General features: G+C 73.2%; 21 protein-coding genes. 17 read left to right on the top strand and 4 right to left on the bottom strand.

Features of this window, described 5'->3' with window-relative positions:
* Nucleotides 1-36: 36 nt before the first annotated feature.
* From ACFZCY_RS30555 to ACFZCY_RS30590, 8 genes are all read left to right on the top strand, one after another.
* Nucleotides 37-924, top strand: a complete 888-nt coding sequence (locus ACFZCY_RS30555; RefSeq protein ID WP_391180337.1) for an ABC transporter permease subunit — start codon at nt 37-39, stop codon at nt 922-924.
* 5 nt (nt 925-929) lie between these two features.
* On the top strand, nt 930-1,682 hold the full coding sequence (locus ACFZCY_RS30560; protein WP_391180763.1) for an ATP-binding cassette domain-containing protein: 753 nt from the start codon (nt 930-932) through the stop codon (nt 1,680-1,682).
* 22 nt (nt 1,683-1,704) lie between these two features.
* Nucleotides 1,705-2,694 carry a transporter substrate-binding domain-containing protein gene (locus tag ACFZCY_RS30565; RefSeq protein ID WP_391180340.1) on the top strand — a complete coding sequence of 330 codons (990 nt, stop codon included), beginning with the start codon at nt 1,705-1,707 and terminating at the stop codon, nt 2,692-2,694.
* A 32-nt stretch (nt 2,695-2,726) separates the two neighbouring features.
* Nucleotides 2,727-3,809: an LLM class flavin-dependent oxidoreductase gene (locus ACFZCY_RS30570; protein WP_391180343.1), complete on the top strand. Its 1,083-nt coding sequence runs from the start codon at nt 2,727-2,729 to the stop codon at nt 3,807-3,809.
* Entirely contained in the window at nt 3,806-5,113 is a 1,308-nt protein-coding gene (locus tag ACFZCY_RS30575; protein ID WP_391180345.1) for an NtaA/DmoA family FMN-dependent monooxygenase, read from the top strand. The genes ACFZCY_RS30570 and ACFZCY_RS30575 overlap by 4 nt, the downstream gene beginning before the upstream one ends.
* 315 nt (nt 5,114-5,428) lie before the next feature.
* On the top strand, nt 5,429-6,337 hold the full coding sequence (locus ACFZCY_RS30580; RefSeq protein WP_391180348.1) for a trypsin-like serine protease: 909 nt from the start codon (nt 5,429-5,431) through the stop codon (nt 6,335-6,337).
* 171 nt (nt 6,338-6,508) lie between these two features.
* Nucleotides 6,509-7,462, top strand: a complete 954-nt coding sequence (locus tag ACFZCY_RS30585) for an SPFH domain-containing protein (RefSeq protein WP_391180350.1) — start codon at nt 6,509-6,511, stop codon at nt 7,460-7,462.
* A gap of 264 nt (nt 7,463-7,726) precedes the next feature.
* Nucleotides 7,727-8,803: an alpha-lytic protease prodomain-containing protein gene (locus ACFZCY_RS30590; protein ID WP_391180352.1), complete on the top strand. Its 1,077-nt coding sequence runs from the start codon at nt 7,727-7,729 to the stop codon at nt 8,801-8,803.
* Between the two features lie 100 nt (nt 8,804-8,903).
* Here the strand turns inward: ACFZCY_RS30590 and ACFZCY_RS30595 are convergent, their stop codons facing one another.
* Entirely contained in the window at nt 8,904-9,350 is a 447-nt protein-coding gene (locus tag ACFZCY_RS30595) for an SSI family serine proteinase inhibitor (protein WP_391180355.1), read from the bottom strand.
* 379 nt (nt 9,351-9,729) lie between these two features.
* The gene (locus ACFZCY_RS30600; protein ID WP_391180359.1) at nt 9,730-10,182 is read right to left on the bottom strand and encodes a TIGR03618 family F420-dependent PPOX class oxidoreductase; all 453 of its coding nucleotides are present in this window, start codon (nt 10,180-10,182) and stop codon (nt 9,730-9,732) included.
* 211 nt (nt 10,183-10,393) lie between these two features.
* Between ACFZCY_RS30600 and ACFZCY_RS30605 the strand changes: the two genes are divergently transcribed.
* From ACFZCY_RS30605 to ACFZCY_RS30615, 3 genes are all read left to right on the top strand, one after another.
* Entirely contained in the window at nt 10,394-13,900 is a 3,507-nt protein-coding gene (locus ACFZCY_RS30605; protein WP_391180362.1) for a DNA polymerase III subunit alpha, read from the top strand.
* Nucleotides 13,901-14,226: 326 nt separating this feature from the next.
* Nucleotides 14,227-15,231 carry a hypothetical protein gene (locus ACFZCY_RS30610; protein WP_391180766.1) on the top strand — a complete coding sequence of 335 codons (1,005 nt, stop codon included), beginning with the start codon at nt 14,227-14,229 and terminating at the stop codon, nt 15,229-15,231.
* A 164-nt stretch (nt 15,232-15,395) separates the two neighbouring features.
* Complete coding sequence (locus tag ACFZCY_RS30615; RefSeq protein WP_391180364.1) at nt 15,396-16,274, top strand: alpha/beta fold hydrolase; 879 nt, start codon at nt 15,396-15,398, stop codon at nt 16,272-16,274.
* Nucleotides 16,275-16,286: 12 nt separating this feature from the next.
* On the opposite strand, the gene ACFZCY_RS30620 is transcribed toward ACFZCY_RS30615, so the two are convergent.
* Complete coding sequence (locus ACFZCY_RS30620; protein ID WP_391180367.1) at nt 16,287-16,703, bottom strand: Ohr family peroxiredoxin; 417 nt, start codon at nt 16,701-16,703, stop codon at nt 16,287-16,289.
* Between the two features lie 109 nt (nt 16,704-16,812).
* On the opposite strand from ACFZCY_RS30620, the gene ACFZCY_RS30625 reads away from it, so the two are divergent.
* From ACFZCY_RS30625 to ACFZCY_RS30650, 6 genes are all read left to right on the top strand, one after another.
* Nucleotides 16,813-17,310, top strand: coding sequence for a MarR family transcriptional regulator (locus ACFZCY_RS30625; protein ID WP_391180369.1), 498 nt, complete (start codon nt 16,813-16,815; stop codon nt 17,308-17,310).
* A gap of 122 nt (nt 17,311-17,432) precedes the next feature.
* Entirely contained in the window at nt 17,433-19,046 is a 1,614-nt protein-coding gene (locus ACFZCY_RS30630; protein WP_391180372.1) for a carboxyl transferase domain-containing protein, read from the top strand.
* Nucleotides 19,047-19,185: 139 nt separating this feature from the next.
* Nucleotides 19,186-20,415, top strand: coding sequence for an ATP-grasp domain-containing protein (locus ACFZCY_RS30635; protein WP_391180769.1), 1,230 nt, complete (start codon nt 19,186-19,188; stop codon nt 20,413-20,415).
* Nucleotides 20,412-22,205 carry an IucA/IucC family protein gene (locus tag ACFZCY_RS30640; RefSeq protein WP_391180375.1) on the top strand — a complete coding sequence of 598 codons (1,794 nt, stop codon included), beginning with the start codon at nt 20,412-20,414 and terminating at the stop codon, nt 22,203-22,205. Before ACFZCY_RS30635 ends, ACFZCY_RS30640 begins: the two co-directional genes overlap by 4 nt.
* Nucleotides 22,206-22,270: 65 nt before the next feature.
* Entirely contained in the window at nt 22,271-23,995 is a 1,725-nt protein-coding gene (locus ACFZCY_RS30645) for an IucA/IucC family protein (RefSeq protein ID WP_391180377.1), read from the top strand.
* Nucleotides 23,992-25,185: an alanine racemase gene (locus ACFZCY_RS30650; protein ID WP_391180380.1), complete on the top strand. Its 1,194-nt coding sequence runs from the start codon at nt 23,992-23,994 to the stop codon at nt 25,183-25,185. Before ACFZCY_RS30645 ends, ACFZCY_RS30650 begins: the two co-directional genes overlap by 4 nt.
* Here ACFZCY_RS30650 and ACFZCY_RS30655 read toward each other — a convergent pair.
* Nucleotides 25,170-26,240 (bottom strand): substrate-binding domain-containing protein, encoded by a 1,071-nt coding sequence (locus ACFZCY_RS30655; protein ID WP_391180383.1) that lies wholly within the window; start codon nt 26,238-26,240, stop codon nt 25,170-25,172. The genes ACFZCY_RS30650 and ACFZCY_RS30655 overlap by 16 nt on opposite strands.
* Between the last annotated feature and the right edge of the window lie 9 nt (nt 26,241-26,249).

Consider the following 26,249-nt stretch of genomic DNA (forward strand, 5'->3'; position numbering starts at 1 on the left):
CTGAACCCCGCTTCCCCCTTCCTCCAAGGACCTCCCGTGTCTCTGACCTCCGATCCACCTCTCCGCAAAGCGTCCGAACGGGCCGCGCCCGAGGACTACTCCGCGCTCACGGTCGTGCCCGTACGCCACCCCTGGCGCTGGGTCGCCGTCGCCGTGACGGCCGTCCTGGTCGCCCAGTTCGCGCACGGCCTGATCACCAACCCCGGCTGGGAATGGGACGTCTTCGCCGACTTCTTCACCACCGAGACGATCCTCAAGGCCGTCTGGATCACCATCCAGCTGACGTTCTACGGCACCGCGCTCGGCTTCGCCCTCGGCATCGTGCTCGCCTTCATGCGGCTCTCCAGGAGCCCGTTCCTGAAGTCGGTCGCCTTCACCTACATCTGGGCGTTCCGCTCCATCCCGCTCATCGTCCAGCTGCTCTTCTGGTTCAACCTCACCTACCTCTACAAGCGGCTCGACTTCGGCATCCCGTTCGGGCCCGGCTTCTTCTCCTTCGACACCGCCGGACTCGTCGGCGCGATGAGCGCGGCCGTCCTCGGACTCGCCCTGCACCAGGCGGCGTACGCGGCCGAGATCGTGCGCGGCGGTGTCCTCGCCGTCGACGCCGGACAGCTGGAGGCGGCCGCCGCCCTCGGCATCCCCCGGCTGCGGCAACTGCGCCGCGTGGTGCTGCCGCAGGCGATGCGCTCGATCCTGCCGAACGCCGCGAACGAGGTCATCTCCCTCTTCAAGGGCACCTCGATCGTCTCCGTCATGGCGATCGGCGAACTCTTCTACCAGGTGCAGGTCGTCTACGGGCGCAACGGCCGCGTCGTGCCGCTCCTGATGGTCGCGACCGTCTGGTACATCATCCTGACCACGCTGCTCTCGATCGCCCAGTACTACGTCGAGCGCCACTTCTCCCGGGGAGCCACCCGATGACCGCCATGGTCGACGTCCGTTCCGTCCACAAGAGCTTCGGGTCGCTGGAGGTGCTGCGCGGCATCGACCTGGAGGTGCGCGCCGGGGAAGTGGCCGTCGTGCTCGGCCCGTCCGGTTCCGGCAAGTCCACGCTGCTGCGTGCCATCAACCACCTGGAGAAGGTCGACAGCGGCTGGATCAGCGTCGCCGGTTCGCTGGTCGGCTACCGCAAGCGGCACGACAAGCTGTACGAGCTGCGCGAACGCGACATCCTCAAGCAGCGCACCCGGATCGGCTTCGTCTTCCAGAACTTCAACCTCTTCCCGCATCTGACCGTGCTGGAAAACATCATCGAGGCCCCGATATCCGCCCTGCGCCGTCCCAGGAAGCAGGCGGTGGAGAGCGCGGAGCGGCTGCTCGCCCGGGTCGGCCTCGCGGACAAGGCGTCCGCGTACCCCCGGCAGCTCTCCGGCGGGCAGCAGCAGCGGGTGGCCATCGCCCGCGCGCTGGCCGTGGAGCCGGAGCTGCTGCTGTTCGACGAGCCGACCTCCGCCCTCGACCCGGAGCTGGTCGGTGAGGTCCTCGACGTCATCAAGGACCTGGCCGACCAGGGCACCACGATGATCGTCGTCACCCATGAGATCGGCTTCGCCCGCGAGGTCGCCGACACCGTCGTCTTCATGGACGACGGCCGGATCGTCGAGCAGGGACCGCCCGCCGAAGTGCTCGACCACCCCCGGGAGACACGCACCAAGGCGTTCCTCTCCAAGGTCCTGTGAACAAGGCCGCGTGAAACACCCCATGTACTCAAGGAGCGCCCCCGTGACCAGCCGCCGCACCCTCCTCGCCGCCGCCCTCGCCGCCGTCCCCGCCACCGCCCTGCTCAGCGCCTGCGGCGACGGTGACGCCCAGCAGACGGTGGGCGCCGACGGCAAGAAGGGCGCCGGTTTCAACGTCAGCCCCCAGCAGCACCGGATCAGAGGCACGAAGGTCGACGCGATCGCGGCCAAGGTGCCCGAGGCGATCCGCCGCCGCGGCACGCTGCGCATCGGCGGCAGCGCCGACGCCTCGCCGCCGCTCGGCTTCTACGCGACCGACGACAAGACCCGGATCGGCGTCGAGATCGACCTCGCCACCCTGGTCGCCGACACCCTCGGGCTCAAGGTCGCCTTCGACGCGGTCTCCTGGGAGAACCTCTTCGTCGGCCTGGACAGCTCCAAGTTCGACGCCGTCTTCTCCAACGTCACCGTCACCGAGGAGCGCAAGCAGAAGTACGACTTCGCGACCTACCGGCTGGACAACCTCGCCTTCGAGGCCAAGAAGGGCACCTCGTGGCGGATCAAGGGCTCCAAGGACGTGGCGGGCAGGACCATCTCCGTCTCCTCCGGCACCAACCAGGAGAAGATCCTCGTCGACTGGAGCAAGGAGAACCAGAAGGCGGGCCGCAAGCCCGTGGACATCAAGTACTTCCAGAAGGACACCGACTACTACCTCGCCCTCCAGTCCGGGCGCATCGACGCCTATCTCGGCCCCCACCCCACCGCCGCCTACCACGTGGCCTCGGCCGGTCAGACCCAGATCATCGGCACGCTCTCCGGCGGTGGCGACCTGGTGCAGGGCAAGATCGCGGCCACCACCAAGAAGGGCAGCGGACTGGTCGACGCGTACGCCGCCGCCATCGACCACATCATCCAGGACGGCTCGTACGCCCGGGTGCTGAAGCGCTGGGGGCTCGCCGGCGAGGCCGTGAAGAAGTCCGAGATCAACCCGCGCGGTCTGCCCACGTCGTGAGCATCCCCCGACCGAGGAAGGGCCCCGAACCCATGGCCACACCCACCGGCCCCCTGCATCTGGCCGCCGCCATCGACGGCGCCGGCCAGTACGCGGCGCCGTACTACATCGAGCTGGCGCGGCTCGCCGAGCGCGGCACGCTCGACTTCGTCACCCTGGACGACACGTTCGGCCCGCCGGGGGACGGGCAGGGCAGGCTCGACGCGCTCGCCGTCCTCGCGCGCGTCGCGCCCGCCACCGAGCGGATCGGCCTGGTGCCGACCGTCACCACCACCCACACCGAGCCGTTCCACGTCTCGTCCGCCGTGGCCACTCTGGACTGGGTGAGCCGCGGCCGTGCGGGCTGGACCGTCGAGGTGTCGGCCACCGAGGCGGAGGCGCGGCTGGTGGGCCGCCGCCCCGCCGCCCCCGCCCCCGAACTCTGGGCCGAGGCGGGCGAGGTGGCCGATGTCTCCGCCCGGCTGTGGGACAGCTGGGAGGACGACGCGGAGATCCGCGACACCGCCACCGGCCGCTTCATCGACCGCGACAAGCTGCACTACGTCGACTACGAGGGCGCCGGCTTCCGGGTGCGCGGACCGGCCATCGTGCCCCGGCCGCCGCAGGGCCACCCGGTGGTCGCCGTCGCCGCCACCGACCCGGTGACCTGGGACACCGCGGCCCGCCACGCCGACATCGCCTGGATACGGGCCACCCACCCGGAGGCGGCGGGCCGGGCCCGGGACGAATTGCGCCGCCGCGCGGCGGCGTACGGCCGGGACCCCGCCGCGCTCACCGTGCTCGCCGCCCTCGCGGTGGACCTGGGCGACGGCGAAGCCGACTCCGCCCGGGGCCCGCTGACCGCCCGGGACGGCGCTGCGCCGCTGTACCGCGGGGGCCCGGTCGACCTCGCGGACCTGATCGCCGGATGGCATGACGCCCGGGCCGTGGACGGCTTCCACATCACTCCCGCCGTCCCGCACCGCGACCTGGAGCGATTCGTCAACGGCACGGTCGCGCTGCTCCAGCACCGCGGGCTGTTCCGCACCTTCTATCCCGGTACGACGCTCCGTGAGCACCTGGGGCGGCCGCGCCCGGCCAACCGTTACGCCCTCGCGAGGGAGGCAGCCCGGTGAACGATCGACAGCAGCCCCGGCAGCTCCATCTGGCCGCGCATTTCCCCGGCGTCAACAACACCACGGTGTGGACGGATCCGAGGTCCGGCAGCCAGATCGACTTCAGCTCCTTCGACCATCTGGCGCGCACCGCCGAGCGCGGTCTGTTCGACTTCTTCTTCCTCGCCGAGGGGCTGCGGCTGCGCGAGCACGGCGGCCGCGTCCACGACCTCGACGTGGTCGGCAGGCCCGAGTCGATCACCGTGCTGAACGCGCTCGCCGCCGTCACCGACCGGCTCGGCCTGGCCGCCACCGTCAACGCGACCTTCAACGAGCCGTACGAACTCGCCCGCCGCCTCGCCTCGCTCGACCACCTCAGCGGGGGCCGCGCGGCCTGGAACGTCGTCACCTCCTCCGACGCGTTCACCGGCGAGAACTTCCGGCGCGGCGGCTACCTCGACCGGGCCGACCGCTACACCCGGGCCGCCGAGTTCGTCGCCGCCGCGCGCGAGCTGTGGGACTCCTGGCCGGAGGGCGGTTCGCCGCGCCCGTTCGCGCACCGGGGCGAGCAGTTCGACATCGAGGGCCGGTTCGGCGTACCGCGCTCCCCGCAGGGCCATCCGGTGGTGATCCAGGCCGGGGACTCCGACGAGGGCCGGGAGTTCGCGGCCTCCGCCGCCGACATCATCTTCACCCGGCACGGCACCCTGGAGGCGGGCCGCGCCTTCTACGCCGACGTCAAGCGGCGGCTGGCGGCGTACGGCCGGGCGCCCGGCGATCTGAAGATCATGCCCGGGGTGACCTTCGTCATCGGCGACACCGCCGCCGACGCCCAGGAGAAGGCCGCCGCGATCCGGCGGCAGCAGGTCTCGCCGCAGAACGCGATTCTCGCCCTGGAGCAGGTCTGGGGCGTCGACCTGTCCGGATACGACCCGGATGGTCCCCTTCCGGAGATCGACCCGGACCCCGGCTCCCAGCTCGTCCAGGGCCGGGTGCGGCACGCCGATCCACTGGCGCTCGCCGCCAAGTGGCGGGCGCTGTCGGAGGAGAAGGGGCTCTCCATCCGGGAGACCGTCATCGAGACGACCGGACGGCAGTCGTTCATCGGCACCCCGGATGCGGTTGCCGGGGAGATGGCGCGTTTTGTACGGGACGAGGCCGCCGACGGCTTCATCCTGGTGCCGCATCTGACCCCCGGCGGGCTCGACGAGTTCGTGGACCGGGTGGTTCCGCTGCTCCAGGAACGGGGCGTCTTCCGCACCGCGTACACCGGCCGCACCCTCCGCGACCATCTGGGGCTTTCCCGTCCGGACGCCCCGGAATAAGCGGTACCGGAGCCGGTCGTACGGGGGCGGGGCCACCGGAGCGGGGCCGAAGTGGAACCCGGCCGCCGTCGCGCTCGTCTCACCACGTGCCCGAGGGGACGGGCGCACCGCCCCAGCGGCCGAAAGGCGCCGGGGCCATGTGGCGTGTGCCCGGTGGTTTTCCGAATTGTCCTCTTGCCCTTTCCGGCCGTGGCCGCGAATACTTCCGGGCAGCGCTTGTCAGGAGCACGTCGGAATAGCCGTCCGGTGTGCTCGCTGACTGCGCCTCACGGGCCTGCCCACCCAAGCAGACCCCCGATTCCCTCGGAGGAAGAGTTGAGGATCAAGCGCACCACTACCCCCCACGGCACCCGGGCGAGACGCATCGCACTCCTCGCCGCCACGTCGGCTCTGGTGACCGGGGCGGCGCTCGCCGCTCCCGCCGCCTACGCGGGGAACGACGCGACCCGCACCTTCAGCACGGCCGAGACCAAGTCGGCGAGCGCGGCCGTGCTGAACGCCGATGTCGCGGGCACCGCCTGGTATGTCGACAAGGCGACGGGCGGCCTGGTCGTCACCGCCGACAGCACCGTCTCCCAGAGCGAGATAGCCAAGATCAAGGACGCGGCGGGCACCAACGCCGACGCGATCGAGGTCAAGCGCACCCCGGGCAAGATCCAGAAGCTGATCTCCGGCGGCGACGCCATCTACGCGAGTAGCTGGCGCTGCTCGCTCGGCTTCAACGTACGCAACAGCAGCGGGGCGAACTACTTCGTCACCGCGGGTCACTGCACCGACGGCGCGGGCACCTGGTGGTCGAACTCCGGGCACTCCACCACCATCGGCCCGACGTCCGGCTCCAGCTTCCCGACCAACGACTACGGCCTGGTCCGGTACAGCGGCTCGGTCACCCCGCAGGGCACGGTCGGCAGCCAGGACATCACCAGTGCCGCCAACCCGACCGTGGGCCAGACGGTCACCCGGCGCGGCAGCACCACCGGCATCCACAGTGGCCGGGTCACCGCGCTGAACGCCACCGTCAACTACGGCAACGGCGACATCGTGTACGGCATGATCCAGACCACCGTCTGCGCCGAGCCCGGCGACAGCGGCGGCCCCCTCTACGCCGGTTCCACCGCCCTCGGTCTCACCTCCGGTGGCAGCGGTGACTGCTCCTCCGGTGGCACCACGTTCTTCCAGCCGGTCGTCGAGGCGCTGAACGCGTACGGCGTGAGCGTCTACTAAAGACATACGGACACGGCTGTCGCACCACCTGACGCGCGCCCCCGCCCGGGCATTCCGGGCGGGGGCTGCCGGGTTGTCCGCCGCCCTCCTGGGCCGGGCGGAGTAGGGCTATCGTGGACATTGATACCCCAGGTGGGGCATCGTTCGCGATACGGACGGCAGGTGGCCGTGATGCTCGATGCACTCGTGACAGTGGTGGTGATCCTGGCCTGTATCGGTGTCGTCTGCGCCATGGCGGCGGCCCGCGTGGTCAAGCAGTACGAGCGGGGGGTGGTCTTCCGGCTCGGAAGGCTCCGTCAGGATATCCGGGGGCCCGGCTTCACCATGATCGCTCCGGCCTTCGACCGGCTCCGCAAGGTGAACATGCAGATCGTGACGATGCCCGTGCCCGGGCAGGAGGGGATCACCCGCGACAATGTGACCGTGCGGGTCGACGCGGTCGTCTACTTCAAGGTCGTGGACCCGGCCGAGGCGATCATCGCGGTCGAGGACTACCGCTTCGCGGTCTCCCAGATGGCCCAGACCTCGCTGCGTTCGATCATCGGCAAGAGCGATCTGGACGATCTGCTCTCCAACCGGGAGAAGCTCAACCAGGGGCTGGAGCTGATGATCGACAGCCCGGCCGTCGGCTGGGGCGTCCACATCGACCGCGTCGAGATCAAGGACGTGTCGCTGCCGGAGACCATGAAGCGGTCGATGGCCCGCCAGGCGGAGGCCGACCGGGAGCGCCGGGCCCGGGTGATCAACGCGGACGCGGAGCTGCAGGCGTCGAAGAAGCTCTCCGAGGCCGCCGCGCAGATGTCCGCGACCCCGTCCGCCCTCCAGCTGCGGCTGCTGCAGACGGTGATGGCGGTCGCCGCCGAGAAGAACTCCACGCTGGTCCTGCCGATACCGGTGGAGCTGCTGCGCTTCCTGGAGCGGGGCCAGCAGCCCCAGGAGGCGGCCCGGGCGGACGGCGGCGCCAAGAAGCAGAAGGAGCAGAAGGAGCAGGCCGGCGCCGCCGAGGAGCCGGAGCCCGCCGGGCCGGAGATCCCGCCCGCCATCAGGGAGGAGGCGGCGGCCCCGGCCGCTCCGGGCGTCCCCACGCTGACGGAGCGCGAACCGGGCCGTGCCGTGGAGCGGTGACCCGCTGATCCCATCAGCCCGTGCCCGCGTGCCCGTTTGGGGTGCGCGGGCACCGTCATGTCCGGATATGAGGATCGACGCTCTCTAAATTTCACGCAGATGACGTGAACGCGGTCTTGTGCGCCCCGGCGGCGCTGGGAATACTCGGCGGCGCAATTTGGCATGGACGCGCTCCCGCACGGGCAGGCGCGCCCCGTGCCGTACGCCCTCCGGGCCGGGCACCCCACTGCCTCACGGCCCAACCCCCCACTGGAGGACCGAGAGTTGAAGCACCGCCGCATACCCAAGCGCCGTGCCGCCATCGCCGGGACCGGAGCCGTGGCTCTGGTCGCCGCCGCCCTCACCCTGCAGAACGCCAACGCCGCCCCCGCCGAGCCGCAGCCCCACACGCTGTCGGTGAACGCCGCGGGCAAGCTCGCGAACACCCTCGCCTCGGCGCTCAAGAGCGACTCGGCCGGTTCGTACTACGACGCCAAGGCCAAGAAGCTCGTGGTCAACGTGGTGAACAAGGCCGCCGCCGAGCGGGTCCGCGACGCGGGCGCCGAGGCCAAGGTGGTCGAGCACACGCTGGCCCAGCTGAGGCAGGCGAGTTCCACCCTGAAGGACAAGGCGACCATTCCCGGCACCTCGTGGTCGGTCGACCCCAGAGCCAACAAGGTCGTCGTCACCGCGGACAGCAGCGTCAAGGGCAGCCGGATGGCCACCCTCGGCAAGGTCGCCAAGAGCCTGGGCGACAAGGTCGAGGTGAAGCGCTCGGCCGGTAAGTTCTCCACCTTCCTCGCGGGCGGCGACGCCATCTGGGGCGGCGGCGGGCGCTGCTCGCTGGGGTTCAACGTGGTCAAGGACGGTCAGCCGTACTTCCTGACCGCCGGGCACTGCACCGAGTCCATCAAGAGCTGGTCCGACTCGCAGGACGGTGACGAGATCGGGGCCAACGAGAGTAGCGACTTCCCCGGCAACGACTACGGCCTGGTCAAGTACACCAAGGACGTGCCGCATCCGAGCGCGGTGGACCTCTACGACGGCGACACCCAGGCCATCTCCAAGGCCGGTGAGGCCACCGTCGGCCAGAAGGTGACCCGCAGCGGCTCCACCACCCAGGTGCACGACGGCGAGGTCACCGGCCTCGACGCGACCGTCAACTACCAGGAGGGCTCGGTCAGCGGGCTGATCCAGACCAACGTCTGCGCCGAGCCCGGCGACAGCGGCGGCGCGCTCTTCGCGGGCGGCACGGCGCTCGGTCTGACCTCCGGCGGCAGCGGTGACTGCTCCTCGGGCGGCGAGACGTTCTTCCAGCCGGTGCCGGAGGCGCTGAAGGCGTACGGCGCCGAGATCGGCTGACGTACCGGCGGATCCGTCCGCGCAGGGACAGGCCCCCGGACACCCGTGGACGGTGTCCGGGGGCCTTCTTCGCTCGGCCCGCCCGGTGTGCGCGGCCCGCTCAGAACTCGAAGAGCTGGGTCACGGCCGCGTTCTTGGCGCAGTTGTTGGCGAAGGTGTGCTCGTACGTCACCCGCTGACCGTCCCAGACGCCCTCCGCGGTGACGGTGATCGGCCGCCACTCCTTGGTGCACATCCGGCCGGACTCGGTGGACTCGGTCAGGGTGGAGAACTCGCCGTTCGCGGCGCGCAGTTCGGCGCAGGCACGGGCGGGCGCCGGGTGGGTACCCGTGGGGGTGGGCTGACAGCTCAGCGTCACCGCGCGCTGCACGGCCAGTGAGGACGCGTCGTCCCCGTAGCCGACGCTGAGGACCAGCGCGGACGGCGGATACAGGCTCTTCGGCGTCGCGGGTTCGGCGTGTGCCGTGCCGCTCGCCCCCAGCCCGAGCGCGGCGCTCATGGCCAGCGCGGCACCGAGACCGGCGATCGCCCCTGTCGACTTCCGCATATCGAACACTCCCTTGCTCGTGCTTGCAGATACCGGACGGAGTTCTACGCCCCGGGGGTCGGGAACGCACATTGATCGAGCACTTCCGGTCGCTACAAGTAGTCGTTCGGTGGCTCATTGTCGCGTGTGCACGGTGTGGCCCAGGGGAACGCCGCGTGTCGACCGGGTGCGGGCTGATGTGCGGACCGGGGGAGTGCGGGGCGGGCGGCCGCCTCGTCGAACGACAGTTCAGCGCAGCTCGAATCGATTCAGGAGCGCTCGGCCGAGAGGTGTGCCGGGGGTCGCGGTGCGTGAGTGAAACCGGAGCGAGAATCTGCCAGGGCAAGCCGACCGTATCGGGACGAAGCCGGTGGCCTCTTACGGCGCCGGGCGCGCCGGGTCAGTCGAGCGCGCCGCTGAGCGGTCCGGTGTGGCGGCCCCAGCCGTACGCGTGGCCGACCCGCAGCCGCACCACCAGCCGGCGGTCGGCCACCATCGCGGCGCGGAACTCCTCCCAGTCCGGGTGGTCGCCCTGGATGGCGCGGTAGACCTCGACCAGCTCAACGGCGGTGGCGTCATGGGGGTCGGTCGTCACCGGGGTCAGCTCGGCGTCGCCCTCGGCCACCAGATAGGAGAAGCGGTCGCCGCTGGTGACGTAGAAGCTCGCGCGCGGATCGCGGCGCAGATTGCGGGTCTTGGCGCGGTCGTCGGTGACCGAGACGCGGATGAGGCGCTCGGCCGGGTCGTAGCTGTAGGCGACGTTGGACAGCTGGGGGCGGCCGTCGCGCTTGAGGGTGACGAGCGCGCCGGTGCGCTGTTCCCGTAGCAGGTCGAGCAGGGTCGGCTCCGTCATGGTGATCAGAATACGTGTGCCGATGGCCGGTTCCCTGGGGTACGACACGCGGAATGAAGAGGCGATTTGCACCCTTATGGTGGATAGGTGAAGTGGAGTGAGGAGTGTGCGATGTCGCTCGCACGCTTGTTCGAGAATGGGGTTAAGGTGGGGGCCGGGGAGGACGAGCAGAGCAGGATCGGCCAGGGGGTGTGAGCAGTGGGAGGTGCGGATGCCAGGCTTCACGCATCTGCACACCGCCTCCGGGTTCTCCATGCGGTACGGCGCCGCGCACCCGGAGCGGCTGGCGGCGCGCGCCGCCGAGCGCGGCATGGACGCCGTCGCGCTGACCGACCGCGACAGCCTCGCCGGAGCGGTGCGGTTCGCCCGGGCGAGTGAGGCCGCGGGGGTCAGGCCGCTCTTCGGGGTGGACCTCGCCGTCCAGGCGGAACCCCCGGACCCGGGGCGCACGGCCCGGCGGCGCACACCGGTGCGCGGCGGGGCGTTCATCGACGAGTCCACGCCCCGGGCGGTCTTCCTCGCCCGGGACGGCGCCGTCGGCTGGGCCGCCCTGTGCGGGCTGGTCTCCGCCGCCCACACCGGGCTCGCCCATCCCGGCTCCGCCCGCACAGGCGGCGACGGGCCGCCCCTGCTGCACTGGCGCGACCTGGTGAGCATCCCCGGGGCGCTCGCCCCCGTGACCGCGCTCCTCGGCCCGGACTCCGACGTCGGCCGCGCCCTGGCCGCCGGGCGCCCCGACCGGGCCGCACGGCTGATCGCCCCCTGGCGTGAGCTGTTCGGTGACGCGCTGCGGCTGGAGGCCGTATGGCACGGCCGCGCCGGCACCGGGCCCGGTTCGCTGCGGCTGGCCGCCCGTACCGTCGGCTTCGCCGCCGACCAGGGCGTCCGGGCCGTCCTCAGCAACGCCGTCCGCTACGCCGACCCCGGCGAGGGCCCGGTCGCCGACGTCCTGGACTCCGCCCGCCGCCTGGTCCCCATCGACCCGCGCAACCCCGCCTCGCTCGACAGCGGCGAGCGCTGGCTCAAGGGGCCGCGCGACATGGCGCGCGCCGCCGAGCGCATCGCGGAGGCGGCCGGGCTGCGGCGGGACGGCGCGCACCGGCTGCTGGAGGAGACGGCGCGCACCGCCGCCGCGTGCCTGGTCGACCCCGAGGACCACATCGGCCTCGGCACCGTCCACTTCCCCGAACCGGGCCTGGTCGGCGCCGGGCGGCGGAGCGCGGAGCGGGTGCTGCGGTCGCGCTGTGCCGCCGCCATGGTGCTGCGGGGTTACGACCGCGACCGGGTGCGCTGGGAGCGTCTCGAGGACGAGCTGCGCACCATCGAACGGCTCGGCTTCGCCTCGTACTTCCTCACCGTCGCCCGGGTCGTGGACGACACCCGCGCGCTCGGGGTGCGGGTGGCCGCCCGGGGCTCCGGCGCGGGCTCGTTCGTCAACCATCTGCTCGGCATCGCCCACGCCGACCCCGTGGCCTGCGGTCTGCTGATGGAGCGCTTCCTGTCGGTGCGGCGGGCCGCGCTGCCCGACATCGACATCGACGTGGAGTCGGCGCGCCGCCTCGACGTCTACCGCGCGATCTTCGACCGCTTCGGGGCGGAGCGGGTCGCGACCGTCTCGATGCCCGAGACCTACCGGGTGCGGCACGCCGTACGGGACGTGGGCGCGGCCCTCGGCATGGACCCGGCCGAGGTGGACCGGCTCGCCAAGTCCTTCCCGCACATCCGCGCCCGCGACGCGCGCGCGGCGCTCGCCGAACTGCCGGAGCTGAAGGAACTGCGAGAGGCGACGGCGGAGCAGGAACGGTTCGGCAAGTTCTGGGGGCTGGTCGAGGCGCTCGACGGCCTGCCCCGTGGCATCGCCATGCACCCCTGCGGGGTCCTGCTCTCGGACGCCGGGTTGCTCGCCCGCACCCCCATCGTGCCGACCAGCGGCGAGGGCTTCCCCATGTCGCAGTTCGACAAGGACGACGTCGAGGAGCTGGGGCTGCTCAAGCTCGACGTCCTCGGCGTACGCATGCAGTCCGCGATGGCGCACGCGGTCGCCGAGATCCGGCGGGCCACGGGCAGGACCGTCGACCTCGACGACCCCTCGCAGGTCCGGCCCGGTGATCCGGCGACCTACGACCTGATCCGCTCCACCGAGACGCTCGGCTGCTTCCAGATCGAGTCGCCCGGCCAGCGCGATCTCCTCGGCCGGCTCCAGCCCACCTCCTTCCACGACCTCGTGGTCGACATATCGCTCTTCCGGCCGGGCCCGGTCGCCGCCGACATGGTGCGCCCCTTCATCGACGCCCGGCACGGCCGCCACCCCGCCCGCTATCCGCATCCGGACCTGGAGGACGCGCTGCGCGAGACCTACGGGGTCGTCGTCTTCCACGAGCAGATCATCAAGATTCTGTCGATCATGACCGGATGCGAACGGGACCTCGCCGACGAGGCGCGCCGCGCGCTCTCCGACCCCGAACGGCAGGGCCGGGTGCGGGCCTGGTTCCACGCCGAGGCGGGGCGGCGGGGGTACGCGGCGGAGGTGCTGGGCCGTACCTGGGAGATCGTCGAGGCGTTCGGTTCGTACGGCTTCTGCAAGGCGCACGCGGTCGCCTTCGCGGTCCCCACGTACCAGTCCGCCTGGCTCAAGGCGCACCATCCGGCGGCCTTCTACGCGGGACTGCTCACCCATGACCCCGGGATGTACCCGAAGCGGCTGCTGCTGGCGGACGCGCGGCGGCGGGGCGTGCCGATCCTTCCGCTCGACGTGAACCGGTCGGGTCCCGACTATCGAATCGAACTGATGTCCGGGGATGGTGATGTGGGCGTCCGGCTGGCGCTGAGCGACGTCCACGGCATCAGCGAGGCCGAGACCCGGCGGATCGCCGCCGGACAGCCCTACTCCTCGCTCCAGGACCTGTGGCTGCGCGCCCACCCCGGACGGCCCGTCGCCGAACGGCTCGCCCAGGTCGGGGCGTTGGACGCGTTCGGCACGGGCCGCCGCGACCTGCTGCTGCACATCGCCGAACTGCACCGGCAGCGGGGCGGGGCCCACGACGAGGGCCAGCTCCCGCTGGCCGAAACCGGCCCGCCCGCCCCCGCCGGACTGCCCGACCTCGACGAGGGCGAACGCCTCGGCGCCGAACTCGGCATCCTCGGCATGGACGTCTCCCGCCATCTCATGGCCGACCACCGGGTCTTCCTGGACGAGCTGGGCGCGATGCCGGCGAAGCGGCTGCGGTCGGCCCGGCACGGGGAGACGGTGCTCGTCGCGGGCGCCAAGGCCGCCACCCAGACCCCGCCGATCCGCTCCGGCCGCCGGGTCATCTTCACCACCCTGGACGACGGTACGGGCCTGGTCGACTGCGCCTTCTTCGACGACAGCCACGCCGCGTGCGCGCACACCGTCTTCCACTCCTGGCTGCTGCTGGTGCGCGGCGTCGTCCAGCGCCGCGGCCCGCGCAGCCTCAGCGTCGTCGGCTCGGCCGTGTGGAACCTCGCCGAACTGGCCCGGCTGCGGAGCGAAGGCGGCCTGGAGGCGGTGGCCGCCGAGCTGGCGGGCGCGGGCGCGGGTCCGGGCGCGGGCGTGGACGCGGCCGACCCCGAATCCGGCCGCCGCATCCAGCTGTCCACCGGCTACGCCATGCACCCCTGGGCCGACCTCCAGCCCGCGGGCGACCAGTCCGCCACCGGCCGCAAGCTGTGGCACGCGAGCCCGGGGAGCGCGGGATGACCACCGAAAACCGCCACGAGCCCCACGAGCCCGGCCAGCCGGCCGACGGGCCCCCCGGCGGCGCGCCCTCTCCGGCCGCCCGTGCCGAACCTCCGGCGGACCCCAACGCGCCGGGGCGTGAGGCCGACGCGCGTTCGGCCGCGGCTGGGTCCGACGACACCGCCCGGCCCGACGCCCCGGACGACGTGCGGGCCTCCGCGCCCGCGGCACGCGATGGGACCGAGTCGGGGGAGGGTGGCGCGGCGCCCCCGGCTGCCGCTGCCGATGCCCCGGGCCCCGGCGTCGCGGCCGATGCCGCCTCGGCGGGCCGGGGCGGGGGGCCGGGTGTGGGTGGGGTGGCGCATGTGCTGTACGTGCGGTTCCAGGGGGAGGGCGTGCTCGCCGAGGACGTCTACCAGGGGCTGCTCGCGCTGCTCGGCGAGGTGACGCCCGTCGTGGAGGCGTTGCCGCCCGATGCCGCGCTCGCCGACGTCCGGGGTGCGCTGCGGTACTTCGGGCGGGACGCGGCGGGGCTCGCGGAGATCGTGCGGGTACGGGCGCTCGCCCGGTACGGCGTCGACTGCACCGTGGGCGTCGCCGCCAACCCCATGCTCGCCCGCATGGCCGCCCACGACAGCCCGCCGAACACGCCCGGCACGGTCCGTACCGTCCCCGACGACCCCGACGCCGTCGCCGGGTTCCTGGCCCGTAAGCCGCCCATAGCCCTGCCCGGCGTGGGCGCCGCGACGGCCAGGGCCCTGTGTGCGTACGGGCTCGACAGCACCGAGCGGATCGCCGCCGCGCCGCTGTCCACGCTGCAGCGGATCCTCGGCGCGGCGGCCGCGCGCCGGGTGCACGCGTGGGCGCACGGCATCGACCCCGCGCCCGTCACCCCGAACGCCCCCGCCCGCGCCATGGGGGCCGAACACCGCTTCGACCGCGATGAGCTGGACCCGGTCCGGCGGCGCCGGGCGCTGCTGACGCTCGCCGACGAACTCGGCATCCGGCTGCGGACGAGCGGGCAGATCGCGGCCCGGCTCAGCCTCACCGTCCGGTACGCCGACCGCTCCTCGACGACCCGTTCCCGGACCCTGACCGAGCCGACCGGCCACACCCCGGTGCTGACCGCCACCGCGTACGCGCTGCACGACGCGCTCGGGCTGCAGCGGGCCCGGGTGCGGTCCGTCAGCCTGCGGGCCGAGGGTCTGATGAGCGCCGAACTCGCCTCCCACCAGCTGTCCTTCGACGCCGCGGAGGACAAGGCCCGCCGCGCGGAGGCCGCCGCCGACCGGGCGCGGGCCCGCTTCGGCGTGTCCGCGGTCCGGCCCGCCGGATTCCTGGACGTCGCGTGATTCCTGGACGTCGCGTAAGGGCCGCGTGAATGTTTTTTCACCGGCGCATGGCTGGATCTCTCTGCTACTCACGCGTAATTTGATCCCCGCGCCACACGTTTGTGATCCGAGTCACAGGGTGCGCCGTCAGCGCGACTCTCTCACCACCGCGAGGAGTTCATGTGATGCTGCCCTGGAGGCATGTCCGTACCTTACTGCCCGCCCTGGCCCTGGCGGTCGCGGCGGCGACCGCGGCCCCCGCCGCCGCGACCGCCCAGTCGTCGGCGGCCGACCAGTCGTCGCAGGCCGCCAGCAGTGGCTGGAACGACTACTCCTGCAAGCCGTCCGCCCGGCACCCGAGGCCCGTCGTCCTCGTCCACGGCACCCTCGGCAACTCCGTCGACAACTGGCTCGGCCTCGCCCCGTACCTGGTCGACCGCGGCTACTGCGTCTTCTCCCTCGACTACGGCCAACTCCCCGGCGTGCCCCTCTTCTACGGGCTCGGACCCGTCGACCGGTCCGCCGGGCAGCTGTCGTCGTACGTCGACCGAGTGCTCGCCGCCACCGGCACCTCGAAGGTCGACCTGGTCGGCCACTCCCAAGGCGGGATGATGCCCCGCTACTACCTGAAGTTCCTCGGCGGCGCGGCGAAGGTGAACGCCCTGGTGGGCCTCGCCCCGTCCAACCACGGCACGACCCTGTCCGAGCTGACGAAGCTGCTGGACCACTTCCCGGGCCTCGACGACGCCATCGCCAAGGCGGCCCCGGGGCTGATGGACCAGGTGGCGGGGTCGGACTTCCTGAACCGGCTCAACGCGGGCGGCGACACCGTGCCCGGGGTGCGGTACACCGTCATCGCCACCCGGTACGACGAGGTGGTCACGCCGTACCGCAGCCAGTTCCTGACCGGGCCGGGCGTCAAGAACGTCGTGCTCCAGGACCTGTGCGCGTCCGATCTGTCCGAGCACCTGACCATCGGGATGGCCGACCGGCTCGCCTTCCACGAAGCGGCCAACGCCCTCGACCCGGATCACGCCACCCCGACCACCTGCGCTTCGAAGTAGCCGCCGCGGGGGCTACTCGGCGACCAGCTCGACCTCGATGTTGCCCCGCGTCGCCTTCGAGTACGGGCACACCTGGTGCGCCTGCTCGACCAGCTTGCGGCCGGTCTCGTTCTCCAGGTCGCCCGGCAGCTCGACGCGCAGCGTCACCTTGAGGGCGAAGCCGCCGTCCGACTCGTCCTTGCCGATGCCGACCTCGGCGGTGACGGAGATGTCCTTGGTGTCCACCTTGGCCTGGCGGCCGACGAGGCCGAGCGCGCTCGCGAAGCAGGCGGCGTAGCCCGCGGCGAACAGCTGCTCCGGGTTGGTGCCCTGGCCGTCGCCGCCGAGGGCGGGCGGCATGGCGAGGGGCAGGTCGAGCCGGCCGTCGGAGCTGACGGCGCGTCCGTCGCGGCCGTTCGCCGTGGCTACCGCGGTGTAGAGCGCATCCATGAAGACCATCCCTTCGAGTCCCGGGAGCCGGGGGGATCCGGCCGATCCGGCGGTGGCCCAAGTAGAGCACACAATTAAATTGTGCACAACTAAGAGGTACGCTGGTCATATGTCATCTCAGCCCGACCCGCTTCCCGCGCAGAGCGGGGCCGACACGGAGGACGATCCGCTCCGGCTCGATCTGCAGCTCTGCTTCGCCCTGCACGCCGCCTCGCGTGCGTTCGGCGGCATCTACCGACGGGTGCTGCGCGACACGGAGTTGACGTACCCGCAGTACCTGGCCCTGCTGGTGCTGTGGGAACACGGCGAGATGCCGGTCAAGCAGCTGGGCGAGTTCCTGCGGCTGGATTCGGGCACCCTGTCGCCGCTGCTCAAGCGCATGCAGTCGGCCGGACTCGTCGAGCGCGAGCGCAGCGCGCACGACGAGCGCTCGGTGACGGTCCGGCCGACGGCGGAGGGCGTGGCGCTCAAGGAGCGCGCCCGGGAGGTGCCCCTGAAGGTGATCCGGGCGAGCGGCCTGGACAAGGAGGAGCTGGTCGATCTGCGGTCGCGGGTGCAGCGGCTGACGGCGGCGCTCGACGCGGCGCTGGCGGACGAAGAGGCCTGAGCGCGACCCGGCATACGTGCCCTCCGCACCGGCCGCGATCACTCGCGGCCGGTGCGGAGGGGAGAGCGTTGCCACATGCCGGGAATGATTGAGCTGTGCCGGGTGCGTGGAAGGTGTCAGGCATGACCGGAAACCACCCCCGCGCGGGCGCCCGTAAGTCCGCCATCGAACTGGTCGAGACCCTCCTCGACCCCGGCAGCCGGCGCGGCTGGGACGAGCCGGTCGAGATCACGACGACCGACCCCGACTACCGGGCCGACCTGGAGCGGGCCCGCGAGCGCACCGGGCTCGACGAATCGGTGATCACGGGCGAGGGGCGCCTCGAGGGGCGCCGGGTCGCCTATGTGGCCTGCGAATTCCGCTTCCTCGCGGGCTCGATCGGGGTCGCGGCGGGCGAGCGGCTGGTCCGCGCCGTCGAGCGCGCCACGGCGGAACGGCTCCCGCTGCTGGCCGCCCCCGCCTCCGGCGGGACCCGGATGCAGGAGGGCACGGTCGCCTTCCTGCAGATGGTGAAGGTGGCGGCGGCGATAACCGGCCACAAGGCCGCGGGCCTGCCGTACCTGGTGCATGTACGCCATCCCACCACCGGCGGCGTCCTCGCCTCCTGGGGCTCCCTGGGCCATGTCACCGCCGCCGAACCGGGCGCCCTCATCGGCTTCATGGGCCCGCGGGTGCACGAGGCCCTGTACGGCGAGGAGTTCCCGGCGGGCGTGCAGGTCGCCGAGAACCTGATGAATCACGGCCTGATCGACGCGGTGCTCCCGACGAGCCGCCTCGCGGAGGTGGCGGCGAGGGTGCTGCGGGTTCTGTGCGGCGACCAGGACCTGCCGCCCCGGCCCCCCGGGGATGGATTTCGGCCGGCCGCCGACCCTCCGGTGGGGCAGGGCGCCGGAACGTCCGCGCCCGCGGACGGCCCGGCGGGGCCCGGCGCCGGGAGCGTGGGGGCCACGGCGGTGGGGCCCTCGACCGAGGAGTCGATCCGGGCCTCGCGGCGCGGGGACCGGCCCGGGGTGCGGGATCTGTTGCGGGTGGCCGCGGAGGACGTGAGTCCGCTCAGCGGGACGGGTGCGGGGGAGCACGATCCCGGGCTGCTGCTCGCCCTCGCGCGGGTCGGCGGTGTGCCCTGCGTGGTGCTCGGGCACAACCGGGGCGGGCGGCGGGGCGGTGAGCGCGCGTCGGCCCAGGACCAGCCGCTCGGGCCCGCCGGACTGCGTACGGCCCGGCGCGGCATGCACATCGCGGCCGAGCTGGGGCTGCCACTGCTCACCGTCATCGACACCGCCGGGGCGGCGCTCAGCCGCGAGGCCGAGGAGGGCGGGCTGGCGGGGGAGATCGCCCGGTGTCTCGCGGACATGGTGACGCTGCCCGCGCCCACCCTCTGTCTGCTGCTCGGCCAGGGCGCGGGCGGGGCCGCGCTCGCGCTGCTGCCCGCCGACCGGGTCGTGGCGGCGCGGCACGCCTGGCTGTCGCCGCTGCCCCCCGAGGGCGCGTCCGCCATCCTCTACCGCTCCACGGAGCGGGCGTACGAGGTCGCCGACCGGCAGGGGGTGCGCTCCGCCGACCTGCTGGCCAACGGCATCGTCGACCGCGTCGTGGAGGAGGGCGACGGGGAGGGGTTCCTGGAGCGTCTCGGCCACATCCTCGGCGCCGAACTCGCCGCCCTCCGCGCCCAGGACCCCGATGCGCGCATGGCCGCCCGCCGGGCCCGGCACCGCCGCATCGGGGTGCCGGGTTGACGCCGTAACAGGGCCAAACGGGCGCACCAGTCAGCCGAATTGGCAGTCTTAGGCATGCCTAACCTAATCTCGGCTCGTGAACGAGAATGATCTCGACACGGCACCCCGGCCGTCCTCCACCCCTGCCCACCCCGCGCCGATCCACCTGCTCGCCCTCAACCCCACCGACTCCGTTACCGAAGGCTTCCTCTCCGCCGCCGCCCGCCTCGGACTCGCCGTCACCCTCCTCACGGACCAGCCCGAGGCGCACGAGCGCGCGTACGCCCGCCACGCGGCCCGCGGCGGGCGGCTCCCCGCCACGCTCGACATCGCGCCCTGCGACGTACGGGACTTCCGCGAGGTCATCAGCCGGATCGCCGCCGCCCCCGACGGACGGCGGCCCCGGGCGGTCTTCACCAACAGCGACCACCTCCAGACCCAGGCCGCCCTCGCCGCCGCGTACTTCGACCTCCCCGGCAAGGACTGGCGCGCCGCCCTCCGCACCAAGAACAAGGCCGAGCTGCGCCGCGCCCTCGCCGCGACCGGTGCCGACACCATCTGGTCCACCGAACTCGGCACCGGCGACGACCCGTCCGCCCTCGCCGCCCTCGACGCGCCCTTCCCCTGCGTCGTCAAGCCGCGCGAGGGCGTGGCCAGCGAGGACGTCGTCCTCGTCGCCGACGCGGCCGAACTCGTCCGCGGCTGCAAGGGCATACGCGCCCACCGGCCCGGGGCGGCGCTGGTGATCGAGGAGTACCTGGACGGCGAACTGCGCACCCTCGAAACCCTCGGCGACGGCCGCACCCTCCACGTCCTCGGCGCCTTCCGCACCGACGTCTCCCCGCCCCCGCACTTCATCGAGGAACGGCTGCGCCTCCTGCCCGCCCCGCCCCCACAGCCCCACACCGATCAGGTGCTGGCCCAGCTCCGGGCGCTGGGAGTAGGATTCGGCGCTTGCCACACGGAATACGTCGTCCAGGGCGACCGGGCCCGCCTCATCGAGGTCAACTACCGTGCCATCGGCGACCAGTGCGACCTGGTGCTCGCGGAACTCCTCGGCATCCCGCTCTTCGAGCACATCCTCCGCACCCACCTCGGCGAACCGCTCCCGGCCGTCCTCGGCGCCCGCACGGACGGCCGGGTCCGCATGGAGTACGTCACGGCCGACCGTCCCGGCCGCCTCGTCGCCGCCCCGGCGGCGAGCGTGACCGAACGCGACGGCGTACGGCTCGACTACCGCCCGCTGCGCGACATCGGCGAGGAACACCCCCTCTACCGCACCAACCGCGACTTCCTCGGCGTCCTGCGCGCGACCGGCACCGACCAGCGCCGGATCGACGCGGCCGTGACGGAGTTCCTGGCCGCCCACCGTTGGGAGATCGCGTCATGAGCCGTACGGAAGGGGAGGACGCGGAGGAGGAACTTCTCGGCCGGGTGCTGGACACCCTGCTCCGGGAGGACGCGTACCAGCTGCGCAGCCGCGCCCGCACCGTACGCCGCCTGGACGGCGACTGGCTGCGCATCGCGCTGAGGGAGGGCGGAAGCGTGCTGCTGCCGGTGGAACCGGAAGGCTTCCAATGCGACATCCGCGCCCGCCGACCGGCCAGGCTGGAGTGCGAGCAGCCGTGGCCCCCGGCCGGGGGCGTCGTGCTGCGGGGGCTTGGGGCCGTGCTCGGGCGGTTGCGGGGGATCGTGGCGGGCGAGGACCGGGAGTTGTACGACGCCTTCGTCGACGAGTGCCACCAGGCGCTGGACGCCATCCGGCTGCACCACCGCATCCGGCCCGGCGTCGTCCGGGGGCTGGCCGCGCGGTACGGGGAGGCCGGGGGGTGGGCCGGGATGGGCGGGGCCGTCGCGTACGACACGCTGGCCGCCTTCCGCGACCACCCCGTCTACCCGACCAGCCGCGGCCGGTCCGTGTTCGGCGAGGACGCCCTGCGCGCCCACGCCCCCGAGTTCGCGCCCGGCTTCGCGCTGCGCTGGCTCGCGCTCCCGCGCGCGGCGGTCGGCGGCGATCCGGGGCGGCTCCCCGCGTGGTGGCCGAGCCCGGCGGAGCTGGGGCTGCCCGGGCGGCTCGACGCCGACCACCTCGCGTTCCCCGTGCACCCGCTCACCGCCGGCCGTCCCCTCACCGCCGCCCTCGAGACGACCGGGCTGCGCGGGCGGGCGCGGCTCGCCGAGCGGCCGTGGCTGGACGTACGGCCCACGCTGTCGATGCGGACCGTCGCCGTCACCGACGATCCGCTGACCCACCTCAAGCTGCCGCTCACCACCGCGACCCTGGGGCTGCGCAACCGGCGGACCGTCAAACCGGGCACGCTCGTCGACGGCGAGGTGGCGCAGCGCCTGGTGGAGGCGGTGATCGCGCGCGAGCCGCGGTTCGCGGACGCCGTGCTGCCCGCCGACGAGACGACCCACCTCCACGCCGGGCACGAACTGCTGGCCACGCTGATCCGCCGCTATCCGCCGGGTCTGGAGAACGCCCAGGTCGTGCCGCTGGCCGGGCTGCTGGCCCGGACCCCGGACGGCGGGCTCGTGGCGGACGCGCTCGCCGAGCGCCACTACGGCGGGGACCTGTTCGCCCTGCTCGACGCGTACCTCACCCTCCTCTTCGACTTCCACACCACCCTCTTCGCCTACGGCATCGCCCTGGAATCGCATCAGCAGAACACCTCCCTCGTCTTCGACGGCACCGGCGCCCCGGCCGCCACCCCACGGCTGCGGCTGCTCATCAAGGACCACGACGGGCCGCGCGTCCACGCCGTACGGCTCGCCGCGATGATCGGCGGGGCCGACGCCGCGGATCTGTGCGGATTCGACGACCGACGGATCCTGACCGGCGGCGACGGCCCGGTGGCGGACGTGTTCACCACCATCACCGTCCATCTGTGCGCCGCCGCGCTCGCCTTCGAACTGGCCGCCCTCGGCCGCGCGCCCCTGGACGTCCTGCTGCGGCAGCTGCGCGACCGGCTGACCGAGGCCGTCGACCGGCTCGGCGCGGCCTACCCCGGGGCGGCCGCCGCCCTGCTGCGCGCCCGGGTGCTGGAGGCGGACCGGCTGCCGGTCAAGGCGATGGTGACCGCGGGCACGCTGTTCACCAAGGCCCGGTCGGGCGCCGCCGACGTCAACAAGCACTACGTGACCGGGCCCAACTACCTCCTGCGGGGGCGCGGCAGATGACGGCCGCGCCCCCCACCCCCTTATCCCTCCGCCTCTCTCCTCTCCGCACCCGCTGGAGCCGCTCCATGCCAACGACCTCCTCGCCCACCACACCGCTGGTCTCCGCCGACCACGCGACCGCCCACACCCTGCTCAACTGTCTGCTGCGCGAGGTGTCGGGACCGGAACACCAGACCGTCGTGGCCGACGGCCGGTTGCGGCTGCGGCTGCCCCGCAGCGGGGTCCTGCTGCGGGTGGGGCTGCGCCGTACGTCGCTGATCGGCGCGCACCGGTTCACCGGACCGGTCAGCGAACAGCGCGACGGCATCTGGGCCGAGGTCTCCTGGCGCGGCCTGGCCGAACGCATCCACCGGGAACTCCAGCTGCGCACGGGGGTCCGGAACGACGAGTTCCTGGCGCAGGTCGCCTCCAGCCACGCGGGTATGACGGCCGCGCTGGAGGGGCGGGCGGCCCTGGAGGAGCGGGAGAAGGCCACCGGGGGCCCGGCCCCGGACGCCTATCTGGCCTCCGAGCAGTCCCTCTTCTTCGGCCACCGCTTCCACCCCACCCCCAAGGCCCGCACCGGAAGCCCCGCCTCCTGGTCGCTGTTCGCGCCCGAGGCCGGCGCCCGCTTCCCGCTGCACCACCTCGCCGTGCGCCGGGAGTTCGTACGGGAGGAGACCGCGTACGCCGGGGCCCTGGCGCCGCTGGACCGCCGGCGGCCGGTCCCGGACGGCTACCGGCTGCTGCCCGCCCACCCCTGGCAGTACGCCATGCTCCGCGAGCACCGGGTGCTGCGGGCGGCGCTCGACCGCGGCGACGTCCTCGACCTGGGGCCCGGCGGGCCGGACTTCGCGCCGACCGCCTCGGTCCGCACGCTCTACGACGGCCGGGACTTCCTCAAGTTCAGCCTGAACGTGCGCATCACCAACTGCCTCCGCAAGAACGCCGACTACGAGCTGTCCGGCGCCGTCGCCCTGACCCGGCTGCTGGAGCCGGTCGCCGCCGACCTCGCCGCCCGCTTCCCCGGCGCCGACCTGCTGCGCGAACCCGGCTACCGCACCCTCGACCTCGACGACCGCCACCTCTCCGAGGGCTTCGGTGTGATCGTCCGCGAAGGGCTGGCCGCCCGGCTGCGGCCGGGGCTGACCGGGCTGCTGGCGGCGGCCGTCGCCGACGAGTACCCGACGAGCGGCGCCCAGCTCTCCCACCTCCTCGGCGGCGCCGGGCCCGAGCACGCGCTCGCCTGGTGGCAGGCGTATCTCGACCTCCTCGTACCGCCCGTCCTGGCCGCCTACTTCGACCACGGCGTGGTCCTCGAACCCCATCTGCAGAACGTGGTCATCGGCGTGGACACCACCGGCACCCCGCGCCAGGTGCTCTTCCGCGACCTGGAGGGCACCAAGCTGGTCTCCGGCCACCACGCCGCCGCGCTCGCCGCGCTGCCCGAGGCGGTGGCCCGCCCCATGACGTACGGGCGTGAGCGCGGCTGGGACCGGGTGGTGTACTGCCTGCTGGTCAACCACCTCGCCGAGATGGTCGCCGCGCTCGCCGACCGCCACCCCCGCCTGGAGCCCGACCTGTGGTCGGCGGTCCGCCGCGTCCTGTGGACCCGCTCCGCGGCCCACGACGACCCGCCCGCGCTGCGCGCCCTGGTGGCGGGCGTCCCCCTGCCCGCCAAGGCCAACCTGCTGACCCGCTGGGGCCGCAAGGCCGACCGCGACGCCGGTTACGTCCGTATCGCCAGCCCGCTCGCCTCCGACCTGCTGTCCGAGGCGGCCCGCGTCAACGCCCCCGGGAGCGCCCGTTGAACACCCCGCTGACCACCGTCCCTCTCGCCTCTTTCGTCACCGCCCTGACCGGGGACGGCCTCCCCGCGTACGTCTACGACCTCACCGCCCTCGCCGACCACGCCCAGGAGATCCGGGCCGCGCTCCCGCGGGCCGTCGAGCTGTACTACGCGGCGAAGGCCAACCCGGCACCGCCGATCCTGCGCGCCCTCGCCCCGTACGTCACCGGCTTCGAGGTCGCCTCGGGCGGCGAGCTGGCGCACGTCCGCGAGGCCGTCCCCGAACGGCCGCTCGCCTTCGGCGGACCGGGCAAGGCGGAGGCGGAGCTGCGGCGGGCGCTGGAGCTGGGGGCGGAACGGTTCCATGTGGAGAGCGAGCACGAACTGCGGCTGCTGGCGTCCCTCGCGGGCGACCGCCCCGTGGACGTCCTGCTCCGCGTCAACCTCCCCCTGACCGACGAGGCGCTGGGCGGCGCGGCGCTCGCCATGGGCGGCCGCCCCAGCCCCTTCGGCCTCGACCCCGACCGGGTCGAACACTGCCTGCCGCTCCTCACCCCGGACGGCCCGCTCCGCCTGCGCGGCATCCACGCCCACCTCGCGAGCGGCCTCGACGCCCCCGCCCAGACCGCCGTGGCCGCGCGGATCGCCGACTGGACGCGCGAGCTGTCCACCCGCCACGGCCTGGACCTCACCGAGGTCAACGTGGGCGGGGGCATGGGCGTGGACTACACCCGCCCCGGCACCCGCTTCGACTGGAAGGCGTACGGCGAGGGCCTGGCCGATGTCGCCGAGCGGAACCCCGGCCTGACCCTGCGGATCGAGCCGGGCCGGGCGCTGACGGCGTACTGCGGCTGGTACGTCACGGAGGTCCTGGACCTCAAGCACAGCCGCGGTGAGGCGTTCGCGGTCCTCCGCGGCGGCACCCACCACCTCCGCACCCCGGCCGCCAAACAGCACGACCACCCCTTCCAGGTGCTCCCCACCGCCGACTGGGACCGGGACTGGCCCCGCCCCGCCGCCCGCGACGAACCGGTCACCCTGGCCGGCCAGCTGTGCACCCCCAAGGACGTCCTGGCCCGCGGCGTCCCGGTCGCCGAGCTACGGGCCGGCGACCGCGTCGCCTTCGCGCTGGCGGGGGCGTACGCCTGGAACATCTCGCACCACGACTTCCTCATGCACCCCAAGCCGGACTTCCACTACCTGGACGGATGATCCGGCCTCGGCCCCGTGCTGTGGCGGACGACCAGCTCGGTGGGGATGGTCACGCGGACGCCCGGCGCCGGGGAGCGGTCGAGCTGGTCGAGCATCAGGGTCAGGCAGCGGCGGCCGATCTCGGTGAAGTCGGTGCGGATCGTGGTGAGCGGCGGAAGCAGATGGGCGGCTTCGGGGATGTCGTCGTAGCCGACCACGCTGACGTCCTCGGGGACCCGGCGGCCCGCCTCGTGGAGGGCGCGCAGGACGCCGACGGCCATCTGGTCGTTGGAGACGAACAGCGCGGTCAGGCCCGGCTGCCGGGCGACGCGGCGGCCCAGGTCGTAGCCGGAGTCCGCGCTCCAGTCGCCCAGCAGCGGCTCGTGGACCTCGGCGCCCGCGGCCTCGAGGGCGGCGCGCCAGCCGTCGACGCGGGCCTCGGCGGCGATCCAGCCGGTGGGGCCCGCGATATGGCGGACGGTGCGGTGGCCGAGGCCGAGGAGGTGTTCGGTGGCCTGGCGGGCGCCGGAGGCGGAGTCGCCCGCGACGACCGGGATGTGCGCGCCGAAGCTCTTGTCCAGGGTGACCATGGGGACGCCCTGGCCCGCCTCGCCCGCCTCGACCAGGGCCTGGCCGACCGAGCGCTGGGGCGCGATGGCGATGATGCCGTCCGCGCCCTGGCCGAGCAGGCGGTCCACCGCGCCGGTGACGTCGGCCTGGTCGGCGGCGGTGAGGGCGATCGTGCTGACGAGGTAACCGGCCGCCTGCGCCGCCTCGTTGATCCCGGCGAGCGTGGCGGCCGGGCCGAAGCGGGCCGCGTCGAAGGAGATCACGCCGAGGGTGCGGCTGCGGCCGCTGGCCAGGGTGCGGGCGCTGGCCGTGGGCCGGTAGCCCAGCTCGCGCATGGCGGCGCGGACACGTTCGCGGGTCTCGGCGCGGACCCGGGGATGGTCGTTGAGGACACGGGAGACGGTCTGGTCGGAGACCCCGGCCAGCCGGGCGACATCCGCCATGACCACCTTGCCGCCGGTGGTGGGGCGGCGGCGCCTGGTGGGGGCGCGGTGTGGCTCCGCCATGTGGTTTCG

Origin of the sequence: Streptomyces sp. NPDC007983 (genome assembly GCF_042958345.1) — a bacterium.
Classification (GTDB): Bacteria; Actinomycetota; Actinomycetes; order Streptomycetales; family Streptomycetaceae; genus Streptomyces.